Source organism: Hymenobacter lucidus (genome assembly GCF_020447265.1).
In the GTDB taxonomy this organism is placed as follows: Bacteria; Bacteroidota; Bacteroidia; order Cytophagales; family Hymenobacteraceae; genus Hymenobacter; species Hymenobacter lucidus.
In genome coordinates this window covers 726,621-747,850 of the sequence record NZ_JAJADR010000001.1, presented here as the reverse complement: position 1 = coordinate 747,850, position 21,230 = coordinate 726,621, and the positions used below count along the sequence as shown (strand labels likewise).

The following is a 21,230-nucleotide window of genomic DNA, read 5'->3' as shown; positions in this document are numbered from 1 at the left end:
CTTTCTAATATCCTTTTTTTGTTCAATTAGAACATTTACTATATCTCCACAGTACTTTTTTGTATTGGTAAAACAAATTACTTCTATCTTACGGCGACGTTTTTCCCACCCCCGCCTCCTTTGTCACATTTTCTAACTCTTCTTTAGTACATGAAGAAACTTTTACACGCCACCTACATATTAGTAGCTGCCTGGTGTCTGTCGCTGACGGGAATGTCGAGCGCATGGGCCACTCACATCCAAGGGGGACAGCTGACGTACGCAGCTTTGGGAAACAACCGGTACAAAGTTTCCCTGACGGTATTCCGCGACTGCGGCGGGGCCTCGTTCAGCAGCATCGACCCCGAACTGGTGTACCGCTCCACCGGCTGTGCCGGCGGCACCGAGGTGCCCATGACGCTGGTGGGCCTGCCCGAGCCCGGCACTCCTTATTGTGCTAACACCCCTGGCGGCCCCAGCCAATGCGGCAGCGGCCTACGAACCAACTACGAGCGAGGCGTCTTCGAAGCCACTGTTACGCTGCCCCCAGCAGCCGAGTGGATTCTGAGTGTCACGCTCAATGCCCGCCCCACGGTAGCTAACCTTAACCTGGGCAGCGGCAACCTCTATTATGAAGCCCGCTTGAACAACCTGCTGGCCAATGGTATGCCTATCGAGAATACTTCGCCTCAGTACCAGGCGCTGGACATCCCGATTCCCTTCGTATGCTACCAGCAGGAGCGCACCGTTAGCTTTTCTGCTACCGAGCCCGATGGCGACTCACTGGTGTATACCCTGGCAAACCCTTTGGTGGGCTGCAACGACCCCAACACGTACAAATCGTACACCACGGTAGGCCGCTTCATCGACCTGACGCCCCCCAACGGTGCCCCCTGCGCGGCTTACATCACGACCAACCAGGGTACTTATTCACCCACCTACCCCATTCCGTCGTTCAACATCAGTGGCACCTGCCCGCTAAAAACCGCAACGCAGGCCTTCAACTTCAACGCGGCGCAGGGTAGCTTCACCTTCACGCCTTCGTTCTTCAACCCGGCCATCAACTCAGCCGAAAACAAGTATGTTGTAGTAGGTCAGGTAACCGAGTACCGCCGCATTCAGAATGCCAACGGCCAGCGGGTATACTATAAAGTAGGCCAGGTACGGCGTGATATGCTGGTAGTCGTTATCGACTGCAACAACAACAACCAGCCCGGCCCGCCTATTGGTAGCGGCTTCGACAAATCGGGGGTTAAAATCGTGAACTCCCGCGACTCTACCTTCATTACGGCCTACACCTGTAACTACACTGAGGTTCGTTTCCGCTTCAACGACCCGAATCCAGGCGACATCCTGACGGTAAGCTACCCCGAGCTGGACCCGCCGACGCCAACGCTGCTGAAGCCTACGTACCTGCCTTCCGACGTAGCCACGTTTGAGCTGCTGGGCAATGGCACGAAAGCCCCCGCCGGTATTCTGCGCATTCAGCCCGATATAGCCTTTTTGGGTAAAACCTACCGTATTCCGCTTAAGATTGAGGATAACGGCTGCCCATTCAAAGGCATTCAGTACCGTACTGTGGTTCTGAAGATTGAGAAAGGCAACTTCGCTAAAGTAGTAGCGTCTTCGGCTAGCCCCGAGGTATGCGCCGGCAGCTCGGTGGCCCTCTCGGCCACGCCTTTCCGCCCCGACTCCGTAGCTGGCAGCCCCGCCCGCTATGGTTACCGGTGGGAAGCTGCCGCCGGCCTCACGACGGCCCAGCTCAACAACCAGAACGTGACGGTAAACCCGACCGTGACGACGCGCTACAAAGTGCGTATTCTAGGCCTGGATTTCCGCGAAGGCACTTGCTCCGATACCGCCTCGGTACTGGTACGAGTGCAGCAGGCAGTAAAAGCCACGGCTGCTACCAACCAGCCGCTGGTGTGCTCGGGTAACTCGGCTACTATTACCTCTACCGCCACCCGGCCCGGCGGTACAGCCTCGGAAACCTTCACTTACCAGTGGACGGCTGCCAACGGCCTGACGCCCGCCGATGCCACCAAGCCAACCATTACGGTGAAGCCGACCGTGACGACGCGCTACAAGCTGCGTATTGCCAGTTCCAACATTGCCGTGTGCGGCTCCGACACTACCTCTGTATTGGTACGGGTGGCCGCGCCGGTGGCTCCGGCCTTCAAGGTTGACTCGGCCGCCGTGGCAGGTCGCAGCATCAAGCAGCCGCCTATCACCTTCACCTTCACGAACCAGTCGAGACTGAGCACCCAGCCCAACACCAGCGCCACGTACAAATGGTCGTATCAGCGCATCTTCAATGGCAAAGGCCAGCCCGTAACGGAGCCGGAAGAAACTTTCTCGACATCTAGCACTACGGCTACCCAGCAGCTCGCAGTAGCCGGCATCTACAAAATCCGTCTGCGGGCGGCCATTATTATCGGCAACCAGACCAGCTCGCCCTGCGAAAGCACCGTAGCCGATGTAAACGTGCGGGTGCCTGACGCGCCGGTACCGAACATCTTCACCCCCAACGGTGACGGCGTCAACGATGCCTTCGTAATTTCGACTGAAGCCGTTAACAGCAAGATTCAGATCTTCAACCGGTGGGGTAAGCAGGTATTCAGCACCAACAGCTACCGCAACGACTGGAGCGGCGACGCCCAGCCCGCCGGCGTGTACTACTACATGCTCACGGATGTGAACGGCGTAACGAACAAAGGCTGGGTTGAGCTGGTGCGCTAGTACCAACAAAGCTTTGTCAACCATAAAAAAAGGCGCTGCGGAATCCCGCAGCGCCTTTTTTTATGGTTAACTCGTAGATATCCGGCCAGTTAGTGCAGGCGGTGCCGTTCGTTTTTCACGGCGTTGGCCAGCGTCCAGGTTACTTCGTGGGCAAAGGCGTGCTGGCGCACTGGGCACTCGGCCATCTGGCACAGCGAGCAGGCCGCGAAAGTGCAGGGGTCGGCGTGCACAAACATTTCCACCTCCACATCGAAGCGCTGCTTGATGAGAGCCTCAATGCGGTTTAGCTCGTTGTGGGTTTCTTCCAGACTGAAATAGTAAGGCATCTGCATGTGGCAGTCGATGTGCAGATTAGCACCGTAGCGCAGCACGCGTAGGTTGTGCACGTCAATCCAGGCGGGCAGGCGGTGGCGCTGCAGCTCGGCAATAACCTGCTCCACAGTCGTCACGTCCGACTCATCCATCAGGGCCGATACCGAGCGACGCACCATGCGGTAGCCATTCACCACGATAAACACGCCCAGCAACAAAGCGGCGCCGGCATCGAAGAGGGCATTACCGGTAAAGATGACCAGCACCAGCGCCACGCAAGACACCAACGTACTCAGAGCATCTATATATAGGTGTTGTCCGTCGCCGACCAGGGCCACCGAGTTCAGCTTTTTGCCCGAGCTGACTAGCAGAAAGCCCACCCCCAGGTTCACGAGGGCCGTCACGGCCAGCAGCAGCATGCCCATATCGGGGCGGGCTACCGTATGCGGGTGCATGATGGCCATTACGGCGCTATAGAAGATGTAGACCCCGGCAAACAGAATCAGCGCTCCTTCGAAGCCCACCGACAGGTACTCAATCTTACCGTGGCCGTAGGGGTGGTTTTCGTCCTTGGGCAAGTCCGAGAGGTACAGGCTATACAGGGCGAAACCACTGGTAACCACATTGATAATGGATTCCAGCGCGTCGGTGAGGACGGCCTGAGAGCGGGTCAGGAAGTAGGCGTAGAACTTGATGGCCACCAGTCCGATGCTGACAACGAGCGACAATGCGCCAAGCTGATGCTTGGGTTGGGTTAAGATCATGGCAAATCGGGAAAGGCAGGAAAAGGGCCTGCAAAGGTCCGGCAAAAACCCCACTTCCATACGAATCGTAACCTTTTTCGGCCAAACGAGTATTTAAGGTGCCTTAAAAAATAGTTTAGGCTAATCTAAAAATTCGTTTCTTTGTAGAGCTTACTGATTCTCTATCCTTTATGCCTCCACTCGTACAACCGTCGCCTACTCCCCCGCTTACAGAAGATAACTCCGGCTGGCGGCAGGAACGCAAGGCTCCTTCCTTGAGCGAAGTATATGCCAGCATCAAGGTGCCGGCGGCTAATGCCTCGTTCTGGCGGAAGCTGATGGCGTTCTGGGGCCCGGGCCTGATGGTGGCCGTGGGCTACATGGACCCCGGCAACTGGGCTACCGACATTGCCGGCGGCTCGCGCTACGGCTACACGCTGCTGTCGGTCATCCTGATTTCCAACCTGTTTGCCATGCTGCTCCAGCACCTGGCCGCCAAGCTCGGCATCGTAACGGGCCGCGACCTGGCCCAGGCCTGCCGCGACCATTACTCCAAGCCCGTGGCTATGGTGCTGTGGGTGCTGTGCGAAGTGGCCATTGCCGCCTGCGACCTGGCCGAAGTCATCGGCTCGGCCATTGCTCTGAACCTGCTGTTTGGTATGCCGCTGCCCTGGGGCGTGGTACTTACCATTCTGGACGTGCTAGTGGTACTGTTTTTCCAGAACAAGGGCTTCCGGGTTATTGAGAGCATCGTGGCGGGTCTTATCGTGGTCATCTTCGGCTGTTTTCTCTACGAAATCCTGGTTTCCCACCCCGATTATCTGGGCATTGCCAAGGGCCTTGTGCCCCAGAAAGAGGTAATTACCAACCCCGGTATGCTCTACATTGCCATTGGCATTTTGGGTGCTACCGTGATGCCCCATAACCTGTACCTGCACTCCAGCATCGTGCAGACGCGCCAGATCGAGCAAACGGAAAGCGGCAAGCGCATGGCCATCAAGTTTGCCACCATCGACTCAACGGTGGCGCTGTTTCTGGCTTTCTTCGTCAATGCCGCCATTTTGGTGACGGCCGCCGCGGCCTTCCACAGCAACGGCCTGTTTCACGTAGCCGACATTACCGACGCCCACAAGCTGCTGGCCCCGGTGCTCGGGGCCGGAGCAGCCAGTGCCGTGTTTGCCATTGCCCTGCTGGCGTCGGGTCAGAACTCGACCTTAACCGGTACGCTGGCTGGCCAGATTGTGATGGAAGGCTTTCTTAATCTGCGGCTCAAACCCTGGCTGCGCCGTCTCATTACGCGCGGTATAGCGGTTGTCCCGGCCCTGATTGTGACGATACTCTACGGCGAGAAAGGCACGGCCGACTTGCTGGTGCTGAGCCAGGTAATTTTGTCGCTGCAGCTCAGTTTCGCGGTGGTGCCGCTGGTGCTCTTTACCGGCAGCAAGGCTAAGATGGGCGTGTTTGCCAACCGGCCGGGTGTGCAGCTGCTGGCCTGGGTGGTGTCGGGCATCATCATCGTGCTCAACCTCTACCTGCTGTTCACCACCTTTTTCAAGTAGCATTCGGGCGCAGGGCTACCGCAGCTCTGCGCCTTTTTTGTGAAAACAGTTTTAGACTGGTCTAAATAAAAATAGCAGCGCTTTCTAAATTAATTTTTCTCCTCAACCTTATGAAAGCACTTTTCCTCTTTACGTTCTTTCTGCTGGCTACCGTTTCCGTTTCGGCCCAAACAGGTAGCATAAAAGGCACAGTGCGAGCCGAAGGCAAAGCTGTGCCGTTTGCCAGTATTGGGCTCAGAGGCACCACGCAGGGCACCACCGCCGATGAAAATGGCAGCTTCACATTCGGCAAAGTCCCTTCTGGGCTGCAGCGGGTGGTGGTCAGTGCAGTAGGGTTTCTACCTACCGAGCGCACTGTTGCAGTAACGAGTGGGCAAACGGCCACCGTGAATTTTGCCCTGAGTGGCACCAGCAACGAGCTGGGCGGCGTGGTGGTAAGCGGCACGCTGAGCGAGGTGGTGAAAAGTCAGTCGCCGGTGGCAGTGGAAATTTATACGCCGCGCTACTTCCAGAAAAACCCCAGCGCCTGCCTGTTCGAAAACCTGACGATGGTAAACGGCGTGCGGCCCCAGCTCAATTGCAACATCTGCAACACCGGCGACATTCACATCAACGGGCTGGAAGGCCCTTACACGATGGTGCTCATTGATGGTATGCCCATCGTCAGCTCCCTGTCCACGGTGTATGGCCTGAGCGGCATTCCGAATAGTATGGTGGAGCGGATTGAGGTGGTGAAGGGGCCGGCCTCCACGCTCTACGGCTCCGAAGCGGTGGGCGGCCTGATAAATGTCATCACCAAAAACCCGGCAAAGGCGCCGCGCTTCTCGGCCGATGCTTTCGGCACTTCCCACGGCGAAATGAACCTGGACCTGGGCACCGCCGCCAAGGTACGCAATGCCACTACCCTACTCAGCACCAACCTGTTTGGCTACAACCAGCGGCGCGACGTGAATGACGACGGCTTCACCGACCTGCCCACGCAGCACCGGGCTTCGGTATTCAACAAATGGTCGTTTCAGCGGCCCCAGGAGCGGATTGCCAACCTGGCGGGGCGCTATTACTACGAAGACCGATTTGGGGGGCAACTCGGCTGGACGCCCGAATTCCGGGGCGGCGACAGTATCTACGGGGAGAGTGTGTACACGAGCCGCTACGAACTGCTGGGGCAATATCAGCTGCCGGTGGCGGGCCAGAAGCTGATGCTGAGCGGCTCGTTTAACCAACACCGGCAGAACTCGGCCTACGGTACCACGCTTTACCGGGCCACCCAGCGCGTGGGCTTCGGGCAGCTGACGTGGGCGCGGGAGCTGAACATCCGGCATAATCTGCTGCTGGGCGCTACCTACCGCTACACCTGGTACGACGATAACACGCCCGCCACGGCCAGCCCCGACGGCGAGCAGGCCACCCGGCCCGACGTAACCAGCCTGCCCGGCATTTTTGCCCAGGATGAGTGGCGCGTAACCGAAAACGCCACGCTGCTGGCCGGCCTGCGCTACGACTACAACTCGGTACACGGCAGTATTCTGTCGCCGCGCCTCAACTACAAGTGGAGCAAGCCCGACAACAGTCAGGTGGTGCGCGTGGGTATCGGCAACGGTTACCGGGTGGTGAATCTGTTTACGGAAGACCACGCTGCCCTCACCGGGGCGCGCCAAGTGGTAGTGCCCGAGGCGCTACGGCCCGAGCGAAGCTGGAATGCCAATGTGAACTACCAGCGCTTTTTCACCACGGCTGCGGGCCTACTGACGGTGGACGCCAGCGCGTTTTACACCTACTTCACCAACAAAATCAGCCCCGACTATACCACCGACGTCAACCAGATTGTGTACCGCAACCTGGACGGCTACGCCGTGTCGCGGGGCTTCACGCTGAACACAGATCTGACCTTTTCGCGGCCGTTGAAAATCATTGCCGGCATCACGCTGATGGACGTTTTCCGGCAGGAACGGCCAGTGGGCGGCGGGGCGCTGCAGCGCGTCACGCAGCTGCACGCGCCCGTCTTTTCGGGTACTTACGCCGTGAGCTACACCCTGGCCCGGCTGGGCGTGGTGGTGGATTATACCGGGCAGGTAAACGGGCCGATGCAGCTGCCGGTGCAGCCCAACGACTACCGCCCGAGCCGCTCACCGTGGTACTCTTTGCAAAACGTGCAGCTGACCAAGCGCATGGGCGAGCATCTGGAAATCTACGGTGGCCTGAAGAATCTGCTTGATTTCCTGCCCCGCCACGTACTGATTCGGGCCTTCGACCCCTTCGACAAATATGTGGGCCAAGACAACCCCAACGGGTATTCGTTTGACACTGAGTACAACTATGCCCCGGTGCAGGGCCGGCGCACGTTTCTGGGGCTGCGCTACTCACTGTAGCTAGCGTTGGGGTTGGGAGCTGGATTCTAAAAAAACTGCATCTGAAGCCAGCCTTCTACGTATGCGGGCTGAATAGTGCAATTTCTCCGCTCCCATGAAACACATTTTCCTGCTGCTAACCACACTTTTGCCTTTTGCCCTGGCCGCCCAGAACAACGATTCACTCACGGCCAATGCGGGCTACACGTTGTTCAAGCCGACGCCGCGTAACTTGTTGCGGGAGCTACGCCCCGATCGGCCCGGCTACTCAGAAAGCCCGTTCACAGTTGATCCGGGCCATTTTCAGATCGAGAGTGACTTGCTACGCCTGCTGAACAAAGGCGAAAATGCCCATCACGAGCGTACCTTTTACCTCAACCACGCACTGCTAAAGCTGGGCCTCACCACGCACACCGATATCCAGGCGGAGGTCGATATGTACTCGATTGAGAAGGAGTGGGACGACGACCAGGAACCGGAGCGCAACCAGGGCTTCGGCGACCTGACGCTGCGCCTCAAACATACGCTGCTGGGCCAGGATGGCAAACCTGATGCCTTAGCCGTTATTGGCTTTGTGCGCCTGCCGGTGGGCCGCTCAGTGGGCAACAGCGTCACGGAATACGGCCTACTGATTCCCTACAGCCACGATTTCAGCAAGGAATTCAACCTCCAGTTTCAAGTGCGCGGCGACTGGGACTACGATACCGACGCTGAACAGCGCTACGTGCTGCTTGCTCCTAGCACCGCCATCGACTACGAGTTTTCGAAGTTCCTCTCGGCCTTTGCTGAGGTGGTAGGCATGTGGAACACGCGCCACGCGGCCTGGCAGGCGTCGTTCAACGTAGGCCCACAGCTGCACCTGAGCGATAACCTGATTGTGGACTTTGGTACCCACCTAGCGCTGACCAAAAACACTGACCAAGAGTATTTTCTGGGCGTCAGCTTCCGGCGGTAATTTTAAGTGCCAATAAAAAGGCCCAACTTCAGAATTGAAGCCGGGCCTTTTTATTGACATAAGCCGAAGCCTGTCCTAGTGGTGGTTAGGCATCATCGTGCCGTGGCCGTGGGTTTGGGTGTGGGTATCGGCCCGCCAGTCGGTCAGCAGCCAGGTACCGATAAAGAGCACGCCCATGGCCATGAAGAAGTTACGGGCCGTTTCGCTGTCGTCGGCAAAGCCGAACAGGAAGGGCGACGCCAGCAGGGCAATACCGCTAATCAGCTCCAACCAGCCGTGCATGGGGAAGGAAATGAGGTGGGCAATACCCATCTGGAAGTCGGTCAGTAGCGTGATGACCAGGTAGCCGGCCGCCAGCACGTAGCAGACGGTAGCGTAGGTGCCGCCGAGGTTAAACAGCGTGGGGGCCAGGGCAAACAGCAGCACGGTGGCGTAGTCCATCATACCGTGGACCCGAGGTGATATAACTTTCATTGTGTCAGGTTTTAAGGGTTGTAGGTGGTACTAACTGCGCTTTTTTACGCCCCTTAAAACGAAAGGATATTGCTGAGCTACTATTTTTTGCACTTCACCGCCGAGCTTACCTTGTCTGGGCTCTTCTGCGAATCTGCCCCAGGGCTCTGCCAGGTTGGTTGGCCCCTGGCCCCGCCTTATCACCGAGTATTCCTAATCCTCGCATTCGTTGAGCACATTATGCAAGGCGTGAAAGCGGCGTTCTACCTGGCTCAGCAGCTCGGCAGAAACCGGAATCTGGACTCCGTAGCGGGTAAACAGGTAGCGTATCAGGGCCGTCAGGGCCAGAACTTCGTCCTTGAGTTGTAGGCAGATGCGTTTCCACCGCATCTCTCCTTCTCCCAGAAACTCCATGCAGGTATAGCGGATAGCCACTGTTTTGCTTACCAAAGTCGCCAGCTTTTCGAGTAGCCGTTGCTCGGGTACGCTGAATACGCGGGACTCATGATCGAGTACGCACAGGGTGCCCATGTTGCGCTGGTCGGGCGTGCGTAGGGGCGCTCCGGCATAAAACCGGATCTGCTGGTCGTAAGCGGCGCGCGCCACTTGTGGGGACAGATGCGGATGCTCCCCCCCGAGGTCTTCATACACCACGGCCTGATTGTGTAGAATAGCGGTAGCGCACAGCGTCCCGACACGCGCCATCGGTGCTACTCCCGGCATGCCGAAGTTGGCCGGATAATGCACCTCATCGGCCTCCACGAGGGCAATGAGCGAAATGGGTAAGCTAAAAATGCGGGCCGTGAGGGCAACAAACTCGTTGAACACCGGCTCGCGCATAGAAAGCAGCACATGATAGGCACGTAAGCTCCGCAAACGCTCGGGCTCATCAACGGTCAATGGGTGAGATGGAGTAGTGTACATACAATAGGGCAGAGAGTTAGGTGAGCAAAGTGGACTAGGCTGAATACAGGCACTGCGGGCCCGGGCCAAAGCTGGAGCAACAGCTCAACGCCCGTTAAAGAACCCAGCGGCCCGGAACTGCCTGATTGCTCCGGCTTTGGGCCGAAGCAACATTTGCCAGTCGCCAGCTTAGCCGGTTTCTTGGTTCTACTACACGCAGAGCCGCCCTGCTACGAAGCCAGGGGTATGCCAGCTTTATCCCCGCTCATTAACTTGCTTATACACAAAAACATATCTTCCCCAACGCATCTGCCTGGCAGTCCACTTTACAGACTACGCTCCAAAAAGTGGAATGGGCGCATCGGAGTGCGAAGCGCCCATTCCACGTGTTCCCGAGCTACACCAGCCCCGAGAGCCGACTGAACTCACTGCCCAGCACGGCTTTATCGTCGGCCTCGAGCCAGTCGCGGAGGATGGTGGCGTAGATGCTGCGGAAATCGAGCTGGTACTTCAGGTCGCCCTGGTCGAGGTTGAGCAGATCGGGGGCGTCGTTGAGGATTCCTTTGCGGCGCAGGCCACCGCCGAGCAGCAGCACGTTGTTGGCCGTGCCGTGGTCGGTGCCGTTGCTGGCATTCTGGGTTACGCGGCGGCCGAATTCGGAGAAAACCAGGATGAGCGTGTCGTTGAGCTGCCCGCTTTTCTGCAGATCTTCCACGAAAGCCCCGAGCCCGCCCGACAGGTCGCCGAGTAGCTTGCCCTGCTGCTCCTGTTGCCGCACGTGAGTATCGAAGCCGGTGAGCGAAACGTAGAACACCCGCGACTCGATACCGGAATTAATCAGTTCGGCGGTGGTTTTGAGGCTCTTACCGAAGTCGGTATTGGGGTAGTTAATGGCCGATTTGTATACTTTGGAGGTCTGGTAGAGGTAGTCGGCTGAGGAGGTAGTTTCGGCCAACGTCTTGTACAGATAATCCAGCTCGGAGCCGCTGCCGCCCGCTTTTTCGCTGCTCACCTTACTGATAAAGCGGTTCTGCGTTACTTGATGAAACTTCTCCGGATTCTTCAGCGCCAGGCCTTTGCGCAGCTCGCCTTTCATGGCTAGGCTCAGCGTATCGTCTACTTCCAGCCCGTTGTAGGGCACCTGGCAGGCGGGGCAGTTCGAGTCGAGGTAGCGGCCCAGCCAGCCCGTGGTTACGTATTGGTCCGACGCCGAGCCGCTCTGCCAGATATCCATCGAGCGAAAGTGCGACCGGTCGGGGTTGGGGTAGCCCACGCTGTTGAGCACGCCCACCAGCCCCTGGTCGTAGAGGCCTTTAAGGGGCGTCATATTGGGGTTGAACGCCAGGTCCTTGTCGAGCGTCAGCAGGCCGCTTTGCTCGCGCAGGGCCAGCGTGGGGCGGGCCTTATAATACAGGTCATTGCGGAAGGGCACCACCATGTTCAGGCCGTCGTTGCCGCCGCCGAGCTGCACTACCACCAGCCGCTTGCCGTTAGAATTGCGCAGTTGCGGCACACCCTGGGCGTCGAGGGCGTGCAGAAATTTGGGCACGAACAGCAGAGAGCTGGCCAGCACCGAAGTTTTCAGAAAGTCGCGGCGGGAAGTAGGCATGATAGAGAACTTAGAATTGAGAGCTTACATCAACTGGTATTCCGGCAAGCTGAGCAGGCTGGTTACCATCGTGCGCAGGCGGCCTTCGGCGGGGGCTTTCTGAGCCGTTTGCTGCACCAGCAGCAGGTTGTCGGGCCGAATGGGGGCTTGCAGCAGAAACCGGCTCAGCTCGGCGGGCTGCTGGGTTTCGGGTGTTTTGGCGAGCAGCAGGCCCAGCGGCGCCAGCTTGGCCTTAGCCTGCACCTGCTGCCGGAAGGTGCGGTCGGCGCGGGTTTGCTGCGGGTCGATGTCGTTTTCGTCTTCCTTCAGCGCAATGCTGATTTCAGCGTTTTTGAGCAGCACCTGCGGCAGTTGCAGCCGAAATAGAAGAGTCGAGCTGTCAATCCAGTTGCGGCCGCCAGGCCAGCCGGCCACGTTTGGCGGCTCAAACAGAGTTTGACCCAGCGCCTTTTGGAACACAATCAACGGGCGCTTATCCTGCAGCTCCACCCCTATCGTGCGCTTGATGCCGGCCAGCAACTCAATCGGCGACTTAATGCGGGTGCCCACGTTGGCCGCCTCGTAAAACCAGTCGGCCGAGAACAGGCGCTCCATCAGGTCGCCGATATCGTAGCCGCTCTGGAAAAAGGCCTGGGCCAGAGGTCGAATATGGGCCGGATTGGGCACGTCATTTACGAAAAACCGGTAGAGCTTCGTGGTAATGAACTCGGCGGTCTGGGGCTGCTCCAGGATGATTTTCAGCACGTCTTCGCCGCCGAAGTTGCCGGTGCGGCCCAGAAAGGTTTTCGGGCCGTCGTCGTGCTGCCGCTCCCGGAAAGCAAACTGGCCCTGCGCGTCGTAGCTCCAGCCGGTGAAGGCCCGGGCCGCTTCCTTCACGTCCTGCTCCGAATAATGCCCGCGCCCGATGGTAAAGAGCTCCATCACCTCGCGGGCGAAGTTCTCGTTGGGCCGCTGCTTGCGGTTCTGCTGGTTGTTGAGAAACTGCAGCATGGCCGGCTCCTTGCTCACGGCCAGCAGCAGGTCGCCGAACTTGCCCAGAGCCAGCCGCCGCAGCGTATTGTTGAGCTGCAGGGCCGCATCGGGCCGGCGCACGCGGCAGGCAAAATGGCCGTGCCAGAAGAAGGTCATTTTCTCGCGCAGCTGGGCCGGCGAGGTGGCCATGCGCTCCAGCCAGCCGGTATTCATCGTGTAGAAGGCCTCCCGGATCTGGCGGTTCTGCTCCTTGCGCTGGGCCGGCGTCAGCTCACCTTTCTTCAGGGCCGGAGCCTGCGGGTCCTGGCGCAGGTCGGGGGTGGGTACGGGTGTCATGGCCGTCATTTCCGCCGCCTGAATCTTGACCCCTTCCAGGGGCTGCACTGTTTCCGAGTCGCGCAGCAATTGCCGCAGCGCCTTGCGCGGGGTCAGGTTCGCGGCAATATCGGCGGCCCGCGGCCCGAAGCCCGCCCGCCAGTACAAATGCTGCAGCTGCTGTTGGTTCGTCATGGTCGTTGGACGCAGTTTGCTGGGTGAGGTTTAATAGGTTGGCGGAAGATGGCTACCCTTCGTCTGTCATCCTAAATGAAACCCAGTGGAGTGAAGGACCTTCCTCACTTATCCCACCGCGGTTTATAGCAATATAAAAAAGCCCTTTACCACCAGTGCGGCAAAGGGCTTTCGTGAGTTAAATCAGGCTTACTACTCAGGTGAGGCAGTTCCTTTACAAGCTCAGGATGACAGTTAAACAGCGACCTTCTAAAAACGTGCCCCGACGACTACCGTCTTCTTGTATTCCTTTTTGTCGCCGCTGGGCTGCGTCAGCTCGATGTGCAGAATGTAGTAGCCGATGGGCACTTTCCGGCCTTGGTCGTTGAGGCCGTCCCACTGAAAAAAGCCGCTCGTAGCCATCGTTTCGTTGCGCACTAGGCGCCGGGACAGGCGGCCCTGCGCATCATACACTGTAATACTGGCTGCATAGCCGGGCGCGTCGAGGGTGTAGTTGAGGGTGGTAAAATCCTGCATTCCATCAGCATCGGGCGTGAAAACCTCGGGGTCGAGGCGGAACAGCTTGTCTCCGCCGGGGTCGTCCTGGTACTGCGAGTTGCGGCGGCCTGGCGTGGCGTAGCCCACGGTGCTGGCCGCCGAGTGGAAGTTGCCGGCGGTGCTGGGCCCATCGGTCCGGATGCGTTCCAGCGACACGCCATCCTTCGAGTCGAGCAGGGCCAGATGCTGGGAGGCGTTGTAGGCGTAGCGGTCCAGGGCCCGGTTCTGCGAGTCGAATACCACCACGGTGCCGGCATCATCGGGGAAAGTGGGCAACGCCGGCATCGTCAGGAAAGCGGCGGGGTCACTGCTCGGGTACTGGCTCTGGATAATATCGGGCCGGGTCGTGAGGGCCACCAGCTGGCCGGGCGCCAGCACGTAGGGGCCGCTGCTGATGAGCTCATCGTCGAGCACGTTACTGGCCGAAATATTACCTAGCTGCCAGCCCTGCAAATCGAGGTATTTGCCAGAGCGGTTGAGCAGCTCCACGAAATCAACCCCACCGGTGCGCGGATTGAACAGAATTTCGTTGATGACCACATCGTTTGCCACTGGGGCCGAGGGCAGGCCAAAGGTAGCCGTAGCCACCGCGCCGGTAGCATTGCCCACGCAGTCGGTGGCGCGCTGCACGCTCACGGTAATAGGCTGGCTGGCCGCCAAAGCTGAGCCCAGCGTCAGGTCCACGGCCCGGAAGTCGGGAGAAGCGGGGGCTGCCTTGGTGACGGCCGTAGTGGTACTGAAGCTGTACAGGGCGGGGTTGGCCGAGGCCAGGCTATCCAGCTTTTCGCCGAAAAACAGCCGGACTAGCGTGGGCGAAATAGCCACGGCCCGCAGCAAGGCCGGGGCCGTGCGGTCGGGGTTGGTGGCCCGCACTGAGTTGGCCCGGCCGGGCGTGCCACCGCTCACGTCGGTGCTGGCCGTCCAGTTTTCGATGCCGCCGCAGAAGTTGCCGGTATCCACCATTTCCAGGGCCCAGCCGCCGTCTTTCTTTGCGCCATCCTTGTACCAGGTGCTCGAATAGGCTACCTCGAACAGTGTGCGGCCGTCGCGGGCGCGCAGCACCAGCTGGTCACCGTCGTTGGAGAGACTCGGGAAGTTGCTCACGCCAAACACGGTGCCGTAGCGGGCAAACAGGGCCGTGCGGGTGCTGCTGCACACCACCGCGTACTGGCCCGGCTGCAGGCGCGTGGTATCCGGAAACACGGCCGCCGAGCTGCTGCCCGGCTTGAGCAGCCGCACGCCGCCCAAGTCCAGAATGCGGGTGGTCGGGTTGTAGATTTCCAGGTATTCGGAGGCTGGCAAACCAATGACCGGCGTTTCATCGGCAAATATTTCGGTGATAATAACCTGGCCCGCCGTAGGCACCGAGGGCAATCCAAACGTGACCGAAGCCGCCGCGCCGGTAGCATTGCCAACGCAGTCGGTGGCGCGCTGCACGGTGGCGGTGTACACCACGGCCGGGGCCAGCGCAGTAGTCAGCGTCAATTCCACGGCCCGAAAATCGAACGGAACGGGCGTGACGCGCTGAATGGTAAGGGCCGGCTGAATGCTGTACAGCGCCGGGTTGGCGGCCGTCACGCTGTCGAGCTTTTCGTCGAATTCCAGCCGGATGGTGGTGGCGCTAATTACGGTGGCACGGCGCAGCAGCGGGGCCGTGCGGTCGGGGTTGGCGGCGCGTACGGAGTTGGCCCGGCCGGGCGTGCCGCCGCTGGGGTCGGTGCTGGCCGTCCAGTTGGCGGCCCCGCCACAGGGGTTGGCCGTGTCAATCATTTCCAGGGTCCAGCCGCCGTCCTTTTTGGCCGCGTCGCGGTACCAGGCATCGGTATAGCGCACTTCGAAAATGGTGCGCCCGTCGCGGCCGCGCAGTAGTATTTCGTCGCCGGCGTTAGTCAATGCCGGGAAATTGCTCAGGCCAAATACTTTGCCGTAGGCCGCAAACTGCGCCACGCGGGTACTGCCGCACACTACCGCATATTCGCCCGGCAGCAGCTGGGCCCCGGCCGCAAACACGGCCGGCGTAGTGGTGCTGGTAGTGCGCAGCAGCCGCACGCCACCCAGATCCAGCGTTTGGGTGGCCGAAGGATTATGGATTTCGATAAACTCTGAAGCCGGCAGCCCCACCACGGGCGACTCGTCGGCGTATATTTCGGTGATGAGCAGCTGGTAGAAACCCGGAACTACGGCCGGCGGCGTGAAGGTGAGCGTGGTCGTGAACGGGCCGCCACTAAATCCCCCTTCATCTGCTACTCTTACTACCGTCAGCGTGTTGGTCCCCGGCAGCAGGTCGGCTGCCAGCGTGAGGTGTACCAGGCCCTGGTCGGTGGCGTCGCGCACGGCATCGAGGATGGCAGGAGTACCCGTATTGAGCTGAAAGTCGGTAGGCCTGGGAAGGAATATCGGCTCATTAAACAGCACATCCACCTGCCGGGCACCGATGATGCTGGCGCTTTGCAAGACGGGCGCGGTACGGTCGGTAATGCGGAAATCGTCGAAGTAGAAGCTGCGGTTGTTGGTGGCCGAATACGTGAGGCTCACGCCGCAATAGTTGCTGCGCTGGTGCGTGGCGTCGGTTACGGTGCCCTCCGAAACGTAGTTGGTGCCGCCGGTCAGGTCGCGCTCCAGGGTCCAGACGTTCAGGGTGGAGCGCGTCACGCGCACCCGCACCAGGTTGTTAGTCGTGGAGCTAAGCGTGGTGTTCTGCCCGTCGATGATGGCGGTGGCCGTGGCACCGGCGTTTTTGCGGAACAGCGACACCTCGTCGTCGGTGCCGCCCAGGCGCACGAAGTAGCCTTTGTTGGCTGTGGCCCGCAGGTCGGCCAAATCCGATACCAGCCACACGTCGGCGTAGTTGGAACCCGATGTGGCCAGGCGCAGGTTGGCCCAGAACTCCCACACGGTGCCCGTAACCGACGTGCTGGCCGTTACGAGCTGGGTGTTGCTGGGCGTCACGGCCGGGCCGTTGCTTTGCAACTGCAGGGCCGCGTTGATCTGAAAATCGGCGGTACCGCCGCTCCAGGCCGGGTTTTGGGTAAAGTCGCCGTCGGTGAAGGTTTCGGCGAGCTGGGCCCGCGCCGAGCTACTACTCAGCCCAATTACGGCCATAATCAGCATCAGCAGCCGGCTTCGCACATGCAGATTTAGTAGGGCACTTTTTGCGGTAGAAGTTCTCTGCATAGTAGGTTTGTAAAAAAGCCGGGGCAGGCCGCATTCTGCGGGGCGCACCAACTGCCTAAGTAACTTGCTTTTTGCGACATTTGCCACGCGCGCAGCCACTTCGGCCGCCGCTTTTTTCTCTGTATTGCCATGAAAGTAGCCGTAGTAGGTGCCACCGGTCTGGTCGGGGGCGAAATGTTGAAAGTATTGGCCGAGCGTAATTTCCCGGTCACCGAATTATTGCCCGTAGCCTCGGAGAAATCCGTGGGTCTGCCCATCGAGTTTCAGGGCAAAACCTACCACGTCATCAGCATGGACGACGCCATTGCGGCCCGCCCCGACGTAGCCATCTTCTCGGCCGGTGGCAGCACCTCCAAGGAGCAGGCCCCGCGCTTCGCCGCAGTCGGCACCGTGGTGATTGACAACTCTTCGGCCTGGCGCATGGACCCCACCAAAAAGCTGGTAGTGCCCGAAATTAACGCCAAGGAGCTGACGGCCGACGATAAAATCATTGCCAACCCCAACTGCTCTACCATCCAGATGGTGCTGGCCCTGCACTCGCTGCACGAGGCCTTCAAGATCAAGCGTATCGTGGTGAGCACCTACCAGAGCGTGACGGGCACCGGCAAGAAAGCCGTGGACCAGATGTTGGAGGAGCGCGCCGGCCAAACGGCCAGCAACCCCGCCTACCCCCACCGCATCGACCTGAATGTGCTGCCCCACATCGACGTGTTTGAAGACAACGGTTACACGAAGGAGGAAATGAAGATGGTGAAGGAAACCAAGAAAATTCTCGGCGACGACACGATTCAGGTAACGGCCACCGCGGTGCGCATTCCCGTAATGGGCGGCCACTCGGAAGCTGTTAATGTGGAATTTGAAAAGGAATACGAGCTGGAAGAAGTATACCGCATCCTGCGCGCCACCGACGGCGTGGAAGTGGTAGACGACGTGGCGAAGAATAGCTACCCAATGCCTAAGGACGCCCACGGCAAAGACGCCGTGTTGGTGGGCCGCCTGCGCCGCGACGAAAGCCAGCCCCGCACCCTGAACATGTGGGTGGTAGCCGACAACCTGCGCAAAGGAGCCGCCACCAACGCCGTGCAGATTGCCGAGCACATGATTCAGCTGGGCTTGTTGAAGGCGTAGAAGAAACCGTTTAGTATCCTTTCTTTCTAATTATCCATCATCCGCTCATCGTGAAGTATTGCCTTATTTTGACCATCGGGACTAGCCTTCTGACCCTAGACGCGGCTTGGGGCCAAACCTCACCGCAAGCGTATTCCGACACGGTCAGAGTAGGCGACAAGGTAATGACTTACGTTGAGCAGATGCCTGCATTTCCGGGTGGACAGTCGGCGCTTTTTCAGATGATTGGTCAGAATATCTCTTATCCAACTGAGGCATTGCAGCAGCGGCTCGAAGGAAGAGTTTTTGTCAGTTTCGTCGTTGGCACTTCCGGTAGCGTGCAGCAGATAAAGGTCAGTAAGAGCGCTCATCCTTTGCTCGATGCGGAGGCAGTTCGGGCTGTTGGCAACCTGCCGGCGTGGCAGCCGGGCCGGCAAAACGGACGCTTTGTGCCAGTGGCTTTTACCCTGCCAATTGGGTTTCGACTGCCGGCCAATGTGGAGCAAGTTTTGGCAGAGCGGGCCAAAGCAGCCAAGGCTGACACTAATCCGGCATCAAAGTGAGATAATCCACTTTATTGGCCATAAGTAAGTATAGGGCTCCGAATAATTCGGAGCCCTATTTTATTTTACAGCTCAAACACCGCCGCCGCGAAATCCAGCACGGCGCGGCGAGTCAGCTTGGGCTTTTCGTAGTAAGCCAGGTGGCCCACATCGGTCAGAAACAGCGCGTAGCTTACGGCCGCCAGGTGGGCCTGGGCCACCGACTGCTCCAGGGGCACGGCCACATCTTCTTTGCCAGCAATGAGCAGCACCGGAAACTTGGCCGTGCGTAGCACCTTGGTCCGGTCGGGGCGGGCGGCCATGGCCCGCATGCCACCCACTATGGTTTCTGCCGGCGTGGCTTTGCCGATTTCCTCCAGAAACTCCCGCTGGGTGCTCATGGCCTCGCGGTGCACGGGCGCAAACAGCGGCCGGATAAACGACTCCATAAACTTCTCCACCCCGTGGCGCTCCACGAAAGCCACGTTCTTTTCGCGGTTGGCTTTCTTTTCCTCACTGTCGGCGTAGGCCGAGGAGTTGAGCAGGCATAACCCCGCCACCCGCTCGGGCCACCGCTCGGCAAAGGCCAAAGCCGCGTAGCCGCCCATGCTGTGGCCCACCAGCAGCGCCTTTTCTACTCCGGCCGCCTGCAGCTTGTCGGCAATGTAGCGGGCCTGGGCTTCCATCGAGTAGTCGCGCACGTCGCGGATGTTGGTGCCGTGTCCCAGCAGGTTCAGGCTGATGATGCGGTAGTCGGCGGGAAAGTCGCGGATGAAGTCGGACCAGATTTCGCGGCTTTCGGCAAAGCCGTGGAGGAATACGAGGGTGGGTTGGGCAGCAGACATACAGCAGAATTCTAGCGCGCAGGGGCGGCGTAGCGTTGGAATGGGCACAATTACGCACTTTTACCCCGCTCCATTTCATTCCTGCCCTACTCATGGCTTTATTCGAACGTCGTCACACGCACTATATCACTTCCATAGTATGCGGGCTGACGTTTGCCCTGCTCGGCCGCTTCGCTTTTGCCAACAATGCCCTGTCGGGTGCCGGCGGACTGCTCATGCTGGGCTTTTTGGTGTTGATACCAACGGGCCTGGGAGCCATTACCGAGCATTTCTCTCCCGCTCAACCCTCCGATTCGTGGAGCTTTATATTCCGGTCGTGGGGCGCGGTGCTGCTGTTCCTCTTCACAGCCTTTATATTTAATCTGGAAGGCATCATCTGCCTAATCATCATCGGACCGCTGTTTATGGTTCTGGCTGCCGTTGGAGGCGTCTTGTACCGGCTGCTGACGCGCAACCGCAACTCCGGCAACCACAAAACCCTCGTCGTGGCTGGCTTTGCCCTCCTACCCTTCCTGGCCGCGCCCGTGGAAAGCCAGTTTGCCGCCCCCGACGACTTCCGCCGCGTCGAAAACACAATTCTCATCAATGCCCCGGTGGAAGCCGTATGGCACAATATCATCCGGGTGCCGCCTATTTCCGCCCAGGATTTGGGTCCGAGCCTCGTCGATAAAATAGGCTTTCCACGCCCGGTGGAGGCTACGCTCTCGTTTGAGGGTGTGGGCGGGGTGCGGCACGCCACTTTCGAGCGGGGCGTCGAGTTCATCGAAACCGTGGACGTGTGGGAGCCGCTACGGCGCATCTCCTTCAGCATCGTACCCAACACGGCCACCATTCCGCCCACTACCTTCGACGAGCACGTCACGGTTGGTGGCCGGTTTTTCGACGTGCTGCGCGGTACCTACGAACTGCGCCCCGCCGGCCCCGGCCGCACCCGCCTCGTGCTCTACAGCCAACAGCGCCTGAGCACCCGCCTCAACCCTTACGCCGGCCTGTGGACTGACTTCGTAATGAGCGAAATCCAGAGCCGAATTTTGCGGGTGGTGGCCAAACGCAGTGAAGCCGAAGCAGCAAGAGCTACTTCGGCTTCTATAGCAGCGGAGGAGCACTAAGCCAACGGGGCAGATCCGCTGACCAAGGCCTCCGAACGGGGCTTACTTACGCCTGGGCGGGCTTGCTGAACTGGATGCTGGCCGAGAGCTTCACATCTTCGCTCACCACGATGGAACCGGCTTCGGTTACGCCGCTCCAGGTCAGACCGAAGTCTTTGCGGTTGATTTTGCCCGTCACTTCAAAGCCGGCCTTGGTGTTGCCGTAGAAGTCGCCGGCGTTGCCGCCATACTCCACGTCGAAGGTTACGGGCTTGGTCACGCCGTGCAGGGTCAGGTCGCCGGTCAGCTTGTAGTCTGAACCGCCTACTTTCTCGAACGACGTCGATACGAAAGTCAGCTGCGGGTAAGTCGCGGCATCGAAAAAGTCGGCGCTTTTCAGGTGCTCGTCGCGCTGCTCCTGGTTGGTGTCGATGCTGTTGATGTCGGCCGAGAAGCGCACTTTGGCGTTTTCGAACGACTCACCGTCGGTTTCGGCTTCACCTTCGAACTTCTTGAACGAGCCCGTAACGGTCGAAATAACGAGGTGTTTTACCTTGAACTGAACTTCGGAGTGGGTTGGGTCAAGCACCCATTTGGTAGTGGCCATGATGAAGGGAAATGAGGTTATGTGATGATTGAGAAGTGCTGCGGGTACCGGAGCCGCCTATGAAGCTAAGCTTCTTTGGGCTACTTGGTGCTGCAAATATACAACTTGTGTACATACAACATATGTACCTACATCATTTATTTTTATTTGGTTCACTTCCCTCTCGCAAGCGGCTGTTACTACAAGCCGTGCAGACCCACAGCAACGCCCTATAGTCCAACATAACGTAGCGTGCGGGCCTTGGCAGT

15 protein-coding genes are annotated in these 21,230 nt (G+C 59.1%); 7 read left to right on the top strand and 8 right to left on the bottom strand.

The genetic code is table 11. The features are described from left to right. Positions 1-150: 150 nt before the first annotated feature. Entirely contained in the window at positions 151-2,718 is a 2,568-nt protein-coding gene (locus LGH74_RS03090) for a T9SS type B sorting domain-containing protein (protein WP_226171768.1), read from the top strand. Between the two features lie 89 nt (positions 2,719-2,807). Here the strand turns inward: LGH74_RS03090 and LGH74_RS03085 are convergent, their stop codons facing one another. Beyond that, the gene (locus LGH74_RS03085) at positions 2,808-3,794 is read right to left on the bottom strand and encodes a cation diffusion facilitator family transporter (protein WP_226171765.1); all 987 of its coding nucleotides are present in this window, start codon (positions 3,792-3,794) and stop codon (positions 2,808-2,810) included. Between the two features lie 170 nt (positions 3,795-3,964). On the opposite strand from LGH74_RS03085, the gene LGH74_RS03080 reads away from it, so the two are divergent. The 3 genes from LGH74_RS03080 (at position 3,965) to LGH74_RS03070 (ending at position 8,635) form a co-directional block, all read left to right on the top strand. Next, positions 3,965-5,332 carry an Nramp family divalent metal transporter gene (locus LGH74_RS03080; RefSeq protein WP_226171762.1) on the top strand — a complete coding sequence of 456 codons (1,368 nt, stop codon included), beginning with the start codon at positions 3,965-3,967 and terminating at the stop codon, positions 5,330-5,332. Between the two features lie 110 nt (positions 5,333-5,442). Next, positions 5,443-7,701: a TonB-dependent receptor gene (locus LGH74_RS03075; protein WP_226171760.1), complete on the top strand. Its 2,259-nt coding sequence runs from the start codon at positions 5,443-5,445 to the stop codon at positions 7,699-7,701. A gap of 94 nt (positions 7,702-7,795) precedes the next feature. Next, positions 7,796-8,635, top strand: coding sequence for a transporter (locus LGH74_RS03070; protein WP_226171758.1), 840 nt, complete (start codon positions 7,796-7,798; stop codon positions 8,633-8,635). A gap of 75 nt (positions 8,636-8,710) precedes the next feature. Here the strand turns inward: LGH74_RS03070 and LGH74_RS03065 are convergent, their stop codons facing one another. The 5 genes from LGH74_RS03065 to LGH74_RS03045 all read right to left on the bottom strand — a co-directional run bounded on the left by LGH74_RS03065 (position 8,711) and on the right by LGH74_RS03045 (position 16,748). Continuing rightward, positions 8,711-9,109, bottom strand: a complete 399-nt coding sequence (locus LGH74_RS03065) for an SPW repeat domain-containing protein (protein WP_226171756.1) — start codon at positions 9,107-9,109, stop codon at positions 8,711-8,713. A gap of 192 nt (positions 9,110-9,301) precedes the next feature. Next, positions 9,302-10,012: a GAF domain-containing protein gene (locus tag LGH74_RS03060; protein ID WP_226171754.1), complete on the bottom strand. Its 711-nt coding sequence runs from the start codon at positions 10,010-10,012 to the stop codon at positions 9,302-9,304. Between the two features lie 376 nt (positions 10,013-10,388). Beyond that, a complete protein-coding gene (locus LGH74_RS03055; RefSeq protein ID WP_226171752.1) occupies positions 10,389-11,600 on the bottom strand; it encodes a DUF1501 domain-containing protein in 1,212 nt (403 codons plus the stop codon). Between the two features lie 24 nt (positions 11,601-11,624). After that, positions 11,625-13,082, bottom strand: a complete 1,458-nt coding sequence (locus LGH74_RS03050) for a DUF1800 domain-containing protein (protein WP_226171749.1) — start codon at positions 13,080-13,082, stop codon at positions 11,625-11,627. A 249-nt stretch (positions 13,083-13,331) separates the two neighbouring features. Then, a complete protein-coding gene (locus tag LGH74_RS03045; RefSeq protein WP_226171747.1) occupies positions 13,332-16,748 on the bottom strand; it encodes a lamin tail domain-containing protein in 3,417 nt (1,138 codons plus the stop codon). A 174-nt stretch (positions 16,749-16,922) separates the two neighbouring features. Here LGH74_RS03045 and LGH74_RS03040 point away from each other — a divergent pair, with 174 nt between their 5' ends. Further along, positions 16,923-17,921 (top strand): aspartate-semialdehyde dehydrogenase, encoded by a 999-nt coding sequence (locus tag LGH74_RS03040; RefSeq protein ID WP_226171745.1) that lies wholly within the window; start codon positions 16,923-16,925, stop codon positions 17,919-17,921. A gap of 182 nt (positions 17,922-18,103) precedes the next feature. Further along, positions 18,104-18,463, top strand: a complete 360-nt coding sequence (locus tag LGH74_RS03035; protein ID WP_226171734.1) for an energy transducer TonB — start codon at positions 18,104-18,106, stop codon at positions 18,461-18,463. A gap of 65 nt (positions 18,464-18,528) precedes the next feature. On the opposite strand, the gene LGH74_RS03030 is transcribed toward LGH74_RS03035, so the two are convergent. Further along, on the bottom strand, positions 18,529-19,287 hold the full coding sequence (locus tag LGH74_RS03030) for an alpha/beta fold hydrolase (RefSeq protein WP_226171732.1): 759 nt from the start codon (positions 19,285-19,287) through the stop codon (positions 18,529-18,531). 92 nt (positions 19,288-19,379) lie between these two features. Between LGH74_RS03030 and LGH74_RS03025 the strand changes: the two genes are divergently transcribed. After that, the gene (locus tag LGH74_RS03025; RefSeq protein ID WP_226171729.1) at positions 19,380-20,396 is read left to right on the top strand and encodes an SRPBCC family protein; all 1,017 of its coding nucleotides are present in this window, start codon (positions 19,380-19,382) and stop codon (positions 20,394-20,396) included. Between the two features lie 46 nt (positions 20,397-20,442). On the opposite strand, the gene LGH74_RS03020 is transcribed toward LGH74_RS03025, so the two are convergent. Continuing rightward, entirely contained in the window at positions 20,443-20,982 is a 540-nt protein-coding gene (locus LGH74_RS03020) for a YceI family protein (RefSeq protein ID WP_226171726.1), read from the bottom strand. Positions 20,983-21,230: the final 248 nt, after the last annotated feature.

Coding starts and splice junctions, on each gene's coding strand:
- LGH74_RS03085 (WP_226171765.1), bottom strand. CDS start 3,794: ATGATCTTAACCCAACCCAAGCATCAGCTTGGCGCATTGTCGCTCGTT.
- LGH74_RS03025 (WP_226171729.1), top strand. CDS start 19,380: ATGGCTTTATTCGAACGTCGTCACACGCACTATATCACTTCCATAGTA.
- LGH74_RS03065 (WP_226171756.1), bottom strand. CDS start 9,109: ATGAAAGTTATATCACCTCGGGTCCACGGTATGATGGACTACGCCACC.
- LGH74_RS03090 (WP_226171768.1), top strand. CDS start 151: ATGAAGAAACTTTTACACGCCACCTACATATTAGTAGCTGCCTGGTGT.
- LGH74_RS03055 (WP_226171752.1), bottom strand. CDS start 11,600: ATGCCTACTTCCCGCCGCGACTTTCTGAAAACTTCGGTGCTGGCCAGC.
- LGH74_RS03075 (WP_226171760.1), top strand. CDS start 5,443: ATGAAAGCACTTTTCCTCTTTACGTTCTTTCTGCTGGCTACCGTTTCC.
- LGH74_RS03080 (WP_226171762.1), top strand. CDS start 3,965: ATGCCTCCACTCGTACAACCGTCGCCTACTCCCCCGCTTACAGAAGAT.
- LGH74_RS03050 (WP_226171749.1), bottom strand. CDS start 13,082: ATGACGAACCAACAGCAGCTGCAGCATTTGTACTGGCGGGCGGGCTTC.
- LGH74_RS03020 (WP_226171726.1), bottom strand. CDS start 20,982: ATGGCCACTACCAAATGGGTGCTTGACCCAACCCACTCCGAAGTTCAG.
- LGH74_RS03060 (WP_226171754.1), bottom strand. CDS start 10,012: ATGTACACTACTCCATCTCACCCATTGACCGTTGATGAGCCCGAGCGT.
- LGH74_RS03030 (WP_226171732.1), bottom strand. CDS start 19,287: ATGTCTGCTGCCCAACCCACCCTCGTATTCCTCCACGGCTTTGCCGAA.
- LGH74_RS03070 (WP_226171758.1), top strand. CDS start 7,796: ATGAAACACATTTTCCTGCTGCTAACCACACTTTTGCCTTTTGCCCTG.
- LGH74_RS03040 (WP_226171745.1), top strand. CDS start 16,923: ATGAAAGTAGCCGTAGTAGGTGCCACCGGTCTGGTCGGGGGCGAAATG.
- LGH74_RS03035 (WP_226171734.1), top strand. CDS start 18,104: ATGCCTGCATTTCCGGGTGGACAGTCGGCGCTTTTTCAGATGATTGGT.